This is a genomic window from Pseudoalteromonas sp. S3178 (genome assembly GCF_005886985.1).
GTDB lineage: Bacteria > Pseudomonadota > Gammaproteobacteria > Enterobacterales > Alteromonadaceae > Pseudoalteromonas > Pseudoalteromonas carrageenovora.
Window position 1 is genome coordinate 46,338 of the sequence record NZ_PNCW01000010.1, and the last position, 6,163, is coordinate 52,500.

At 39.6% G+C, this 6,163-nt stretch carries 4 protein-coding genes, 8 tRNA genes and 1 rRNA gene (1 of these 13 running past the window's edge); 10 read left to right on the forward strand and 3 right to left on the reverse strand.

The genetic code is table 11. From position 1 onward, the window contains the following. Positions 1–4 precede the first annotated feature (4 nt). The 9 genes from pgsA to CWC11_RS02360 all read left to right on the forward strand — a co-directional run bounded on the left by pgsA (position 5) and on the right by CWC11_RS02360 (position 1,676). Entirely contained in the window at positions 5–550 is a 546-nt protein-coding gene (pgsA, locus tag CWC11_RS02320; protein WP_058548269.1) for a CDP-diacylglycerol--glycerol-3-phosphate 3-phosphatidyltransferase, read from the forward strand. A 211-nt stretch (positions 551–761) separates the two neighbouring features. After that, positions 762–837, forward strand: a tRNA-Gly gene (locus CWC11_RS02325). Between the two features lie 31 nt (positions 838–868). Continuing rightward, positions 869–942, forward strand: a tRNA-Cys gene (locus tag CWC11_RS02330). 37 nt (positions 943–979) lie between these two features. After that, positions 980–1,066 (forward strand) — tRNA-Leu (locus tag CWC11_RS02335). A gap of 65 nt (positions 1,067–1,131) precedes the next feature. Next, positions 1,132–1,207 (forward strand) — tRNA-Gly (locus CWC11_RS02340). 39 nt (positions 1,208–1,246) lie between these two features. Beyond that, positions 1,247–1,333: transfer RNA gene (locus tag CWC11_RS02345), tRNA-Leu, on the forward strand. Positions 1,334–1,382: 49 nt separating this feature from the next. After that, positions 1,383–1,458: transfer RNA gene (locus CWC11_RS02350), tRNA-Gly, on the forward strand. Positions 1,459–1,477: 19 nt separating this feature from the next. After that, a tRNA-Cys gene (locus tag CWC11_RS02355) sits at positions 1,478–1,551 on the forward strand. 38 nt (positions 1,552–1,589) lie between these two features. Continuing rightward, a tRNA-Leu gene (locus tag CWC11_RS02360) sits at positions 1,590–1,676 on the forward strand. Positions 1,677–1,696: 20 nt separating this feature from the next. Here CWC11_RS02360 and CWC11_RS22765 read toward each other — a convergent pair. The 3 genes from CWC11_RS22765 to CWC11_RS02370 all read right to left on the reverse strand — a co-directional run bounded on the left by CWC11_RS22765 (position 1,697) and on the right by CWC11_RS02370 (position 5,347). Further along, the gene (locus CWC11_RS22765) at positions 1,697–1,834 is read right to left on the reverse strand and encodes a hypothetical protein (RefSeq protein WP_171038385.1); all 138 of its coding nucleotides are present in this window, start codon (positions 1,832–1,834) and stop codon (positions 1,697–1,699) included. Positions 1,835–2,161: 327 nt separating this feature from the next. Beyond that, positions 2,162–3,760, reverse strand: a complete 1,599-nt coding sequence (locus CWC11_RS02365) for a BCCT family transporter (RefSeq protein ID WP_138681424.1) — start codon at positions 3,758–3,760, stop codon at positions 2,162–2,164. Between the two features lie 171 nt (positions 3,761–3,931). After that, the gene (locus tag CWC11_RS02370) at positions 3,932–5,347 is read right to left on the reverse strand and encodes an alanine/glycine:cation symporter family protein (protein WP_138681425.1); all 1,416 of its coding nucleotides are present in this window, start codon (positions 5,345–5,347) and stop codon (positions 3,932–3,934) included. A 617-nt stretch (positions 5,348–5,964) separates the two neighbouring features. On the opposite strand from CWC11_RS02370, the gene CWC11_RS02375 reads away from it, so the two are divergent. Further along, a 16S ribosomal RNA gene (locus tag CWC11_RS02375) occupies positions 5,965–6,163 on the forward strand; it runs 1,337 nt beyond the window's last position.

Here is a 6,163-nt window from a genome sequence, read left to right on the forward strand (position 1 = left end):
AGTTATGTGGAATATTCCAAACACACTCACAACCTTTAGACTTTTTCTTATCCCCATTTTTTTGGTGATATTTTACTTGCCTTATAGCTGGGCTTTTTTTGCTGCCGCTTTTATATTTTGGCTTGCATCGATTACCGATATTCTTGATGGCTATTTAGCACGTAAGCTTGAGCAATCAACGCCTTTTGGTGCCTTTTTAGACCCTGTAGCAGATAAAGTAATGGTATGTGCAGCGCTTGTTGCGCTATCTGATCATTATCAGTCTATGTATATGACAATACCTGCATTAATTATTATATGTCGTGAAATTGTTATTTCAGCTCTGCGTGAGTGGATGGCTGAACAGGGCAAGCGCGGCAATGTGGCCGTATCAAATATGGGTAAAATTAAAACAGCTGCGCAAATGTTAGCCATTATTGGCTTGATTTGGCAATATGCACCATGGATGAACTATTTAAGTTTTGCATTACTTTATGTAGCAACCTTTTTAACCTTAAGTTCAATGATGCAATATTTACGTGCAGCATGGGGTGAATTGACTAAAAATTAGCTCTAAATGTCTAATAACGCACCGTTTTAGATAAAAAGTAATCAAACAGTTCAAAACTAGCATTTTTTGTATTGACGCGTTTAATAATCTCTGTAGAATGCGTCCGTGTTGAGAGGGCATAGCCCCCTAGATAAACGAAACGGTAATTAATTAGTTGCCTGAATGTTGACTCAAAATATCGTGTTGAAATTCAAAAGCTAATAAATTAAATGCGGTACTAGCTCAGTTGGTAGAGCGCGACCTTGCCAAGGTCGAGGTCACGAGTTCGAGCCTCGTGTACCGCTCCAAGTTTATATTAAGGTTAATACCCCGTACTGGGGCGGAATGGCAGAGTGGCCATGCACCGGATTGCAAATCCGTCTACCTCGGTTCGACTCCGGGTTCCGCCTCCATTTCAACACTCCACACGCTTTAATTAGCAAACTCGATGCCCGAGTGGTGGAATTGGTAGACACAAGGGATTTAAAATCCCTCGACTAACAAGTCGTGCCGGTTCAAGTCCGGCCTCGGGCACCACTTTGTGGTTTAATTGCATTACCAAGTGCAATTTATAAAACAGTTAATATTAGAATTAATATGATGCGGTACTAGCTCAGTTGGTAGAGCGCGACCTTGCCAAGGTCGAGGTCACGAGTTCGAGCCTCGTGTACCGCTCCATATTAGTTTTATCCACTTGCTTTAAATAGCAAACTCGATGCCCGAGTGGTGGAATTGGTAGACACAAGGGATTTAAAATCCCTCGACTAACAAGTCGTGCCGGTTCAAGTCCGGCCTCGGGCACCACTTTAAATTATTTTACCAAGATAATTTAAAGTTGATAAAACAGAATTTTGCGGTACTAGCTCAGTTGGTAGAGCGCGACCTTGCCAAGGTCGAGGTCACGAGTTCGAGCCTCGTGTACCGCTCCAAATTATTTGGATACATTTAGGCGGAATGGCAGAGTGGCCATGCACCGGATTGCAAATCCGTTTACCTCGGTTCGACTCCGGGTTCCGCCTCCATATAATTTACTCCACACGCTTTAATTAGCAAACTCGATGCCCGAGTGGTGGAATTGGTAGACACAAGGGATTTAAAATCCCTCGACTAACAAGTCGTGCCGGTTCAAGTCCGGCCTCGGGCACCATCTTTACAAAAATCCTCATATTAATGATTTCCTAAATTTAAAACACCTAAAACACCTAAAACACCTAAAACACCTAAAACACCTAAAACACCTAAAACACCTAAAACACTTCGTTCAAATTCTCTAATTTTATTTTTATACTTAATTACCTTTAACATTTAAAGTTTCATCATTGTACATTCATACTAATTCGCTTAATTAATTGATCTATTTTGAGGGTAGAAAAACGTGTTGGTAGCTAGGCAAAAAATTCGTTATTTAATTGTTTTCGGCAATTATTCCAGCATTGCTCTACCTTTTGCACCCATGCAATCGTAAATGAGGAGTGTTTTAACGCAGATAGCGATACGTTTAGCCCTGCAAAATGATTAAGCATTATAGCGGGTTGGTAACAATGAACATGATGATGTACACGGGCTGTCAAAAATGAATTTTAAAGTAGGTGTATAAGCGACCCACGAAGGCCGCTTATACAAGATGAACTGTTATTGCAATTTACTTTGAGCTTTGTAAGTAGGGTATTCACTTAGTAAGCCTTGAATAAGCGCAACACACATTAAAATAAGTATTATTGAAAATGGTAGGGCAGTAGTCACCACTCCTGATTGAAGCGCTTGTAATGCTTGCGAGCCTCCAACCCAAAGTAATACAGCTGCAATCACACCTTCAACAGTAGCCCAAAATATACGTTGTGGCACTGGTGCATCTATTTTACCGCCAGCAGTTATACCGTCTATTACAAGCGAACCTGAATCAGATGAAGTAATAAAGAAGACTAATACTAAAGCAATAGAAATAATTGAGATAAAGCTAGAAAACGGAAGCTGTTCGTATACTTGAAATAAAGTAACTGAGATATCAGTTAAACCGTTTTGTCCAAGTGGCCCAACTTTCTCTATAACTTGTGTAATTGCCATATTACCAAATACACCCATCCACACCAAGCTAAGCAGAGTTGGTAGGCCTATAACAACAAGTAAGAATTCTCGTACAGTGCGCCCTTTAGAAACTCGAGCTATAAACATACCTACAAACGGTGACCAAGAGATCCACCAGGCCCAATAAAATACAGTCCAAGAATGCATCCAATCTTCATCGGGTCTATTAAAAGGATTACTCAATGGTACAAAGTGTTCTACGTAAGCTCCAAGGGTAAACCACACAGCAGGAATTGAATCAGAAAATGTAAGGGCGATAACAGCTAACAGTAAAATAAACGCACAAATTAAATTAACATTGCTTAATACTTTTACGCCGCCCTCAATACCTCTAATAACAGAAAAAATAGCAATACACGTTACTAATCCAATAACAGATATTTGAAAAGCAGTGCCGTAATCAGTGCCTAATAGGTAATTTATTCCACTGGTCGCTTGTTGTGCGCCAAGTCCTAGTGATGTAGCTAACCCAAATAAGGTAGACAGTACCGCAAGTATATCTATGATATGTCCAAGCCAACCCCATGCACGATCGCCAAATAAGGGATAGAAAACAGAGCGTATAGATAAAGGCAAGCCTTTGTTAAATGCAAAAAAAGCCAAGCTTAATCCAACCACTGCGTAAATCGCCCAGCCATGTAAACCCCAGTGATACATAGTTGCACCTAAAGCTAATGAATGTGCTTGTGCTGAATTTGGCTCTACCCCCATAGGCATATGATACCAACCGGTATAATAGGCTGTTGGCTCTGCAACTCCCCAAAAAAGTAAGCCAATACCCATTCCTGCTGCAAAGAGCATAGCAAGCCACGACATATAGCCATGTTCTGGACGAGCTTTAGCACCCCCTAAACGAATTTTACCTAAAGGAGAAAATGCTAAAATAACGCAAAAAATCACAAAGGCATTGGCTAATAGCATAAAATAACTATCGAATTGATTAATAATGGCGTCTTTAGTGGAGGTTAGAGCATCACGGGTAACGGTAGGGTCAAAAACTAAGGTAAGTATTACAAATAAAACGACTAGAAATGCGCTTATTCCAAATACAGGGTTGTGGATATCAAACCCCCATTTTTGTACATTATCTTGCCCAACTTGATAATCAGTGGTATCGATACTGTATTTTTTTGTCATGTCATCCATTGGATCTCCTTTTTTATAGATAACTTTTACATGTTCCTATACGTTATTAAATATAAAATAGTTTCAAAAATTAATATAAGCTTTTCTTATTAAAGCTAGTACTTAATCTTTTTAAAATATGTAAATAAACTATAGAGCTAAAAAAGCGAGCCGTAGCTCGCTATTTGATTTTTATTTCCAGGCCTGAGGGTCGACCTCTTTATTCAGCTTCGGGTGCTTACTCTTATCAAATGTAGGAGTTAGTCCTTTTTTGCGTTGTTCGTTATAGTCTTTTGAAAGCCACACAACAACACCTGAAAGCATAAACAGCGCTATTACGTTTACAATGGCCATTAACCCCATTGATATATCAGCTAATGTCCAAATTAAGCCAAGTTCACCAATAGCGCCAAACATCACCATTGCTAATACAAGCAATCTAAAAATAAACATGCCTTTATTAGAGTTATGTTCTAAAAACATTAAATTAGTCTCAGCGTATGAATAATTAGCAACAATAGAAGTAAAAGCAAAGAACAAGATAGCGATAGCAACAAAGTAAGAACCCCAGCTACCAACATGCTCTTGTAAAGCTGCTTGCGTAAGTTCAATACCCATCACCCCAGACTCAGGTACTAATTGTTGAGATAGTAAAATTAACGACGCGGTCGCGGTACAAATAACAATAGTATCAATAAATACACCCAGCATTTGTACATAGCCTTGTGATGCCGGATGAGGTGGATAAGGCGTTGCAGTTGCCGCAGCATTTGCTGCGCTACCCATACCGGCTTCGTTTGAGAATAATCCACGTTTGATCCCTTGGATCATTGCCTGTGTTACACCATAACCAATAGCACCTGCACCTGCTTGTTCAAGTCCAAAAGCACTTTTTATAATAAGTACTAGTACATCAGGTAAAGCCGTAAAGTTCATTGCACATACATACAACGCAACTAATAAATAAGCTAATGCCATAAAAGGCACAACCATTTCTGCAAATCGAGAGATTGTTTTTAAGCCACCAAAGATAATAATACCTGAGCCAACAACAAGTACTATTCCTACAATATATTTTGGTACATCAAACGCTACTTCAAATGCTGCAGCAATAGAGTTTGACTGTACGGCATTAAATACTAGGCCAAAAGCTAAAATTAAACATAACGAGAATAAAACGCCCATCCAACGCTTACCTAAGCCTACTTCCATATAATAAGCAGGGCCACCTCTAAAATTGCCTTCAGCATCTTTTGTTTTATAAGCTTGTGCCAGTGTACTTTCGGCAAAGCTAGTTGCCATTCCTATTAAGGCAATAAGCCACATCCAAAAAATTGCACCTGGGCCACCTAAATATAAAGCAACAGCTACACCTGCCATATTACCTGTACCAACACGGGCGGCTAAAGATGTACAAAAAGCTTGGAATGACGATATCTCATTATCGCCGCATTTACGCGAACCAAACATTACTTTAAACATATGTGGAAATTGGACAATTTGAATGAAGCCTAACCGAACGGTAAAAAACAGGCCTGCTGCTATTAATAAGTAGACGAGAACTTGGCCCCACAAAAGGGCACTTATACTATTTATTATGTCTGTCATGGATACTACCTAAATACATGAGTTAAAAAAGTGCTGGCAACTTACCACAACAAACAAAAAGAGTTTAGTTTTAAAGTGCAAAAAGCACAGTTATCAACAGGCTTTTGTGAGTAACTTGTGATCTAGTTGTGAGCTTCATCTGTGTATAAAATAAATCTAATTTTACTTAATAAAACGCTTGCGTAAGAATCGAATCTCCCTATAATGCGACCCCACTGAGACGGGACATGGCGGCGCGCAGCGGACATCGCATAGCAAGGCAGCAGCGGCTCAGAGAGTTAAATAAAACTTCGGTTTTTGAATCTTCTAAAAAGAAAGTTTAAAACAAAGTGTTGACTCAAAAAATAAAGGGTGTATTATTCGCATCCCTTGAGACGCTAAAGCGACTCAAAACGTTCTTTAACAATATAAAGCAATCATCTGTGTGGGCACTCGTACAGATTGAGTTCTAACAGCCAACCTACTTCGGTAGCGAGGCAAACAAATTAGAGTCTCAATTGAAACTGAGTGACCAACAGAATAATTACTTAGGTAGTTATTCAGCACAGTCAATTCAATATCGAAAGATATTAAATAAATTCAGAATTCATTGAGCTGTCGAAAGACATAAAACTTTTTAATTGAAGAGTTTGATCATGGCTCAGATTGAACGCTGGCGGCAGGCCTAACACATGCAAGTCGAGCGGTAACAGAAAGTAGCTTGCTACTTTGCTGACGAGCGGCGGACGGGTGAGTAATGCTTGGGAACATGCCTTGAGGTGGGGGACAACAGTTGGAAACGACTGCTAATACCGCATAATGTCTACGGACCAAAGG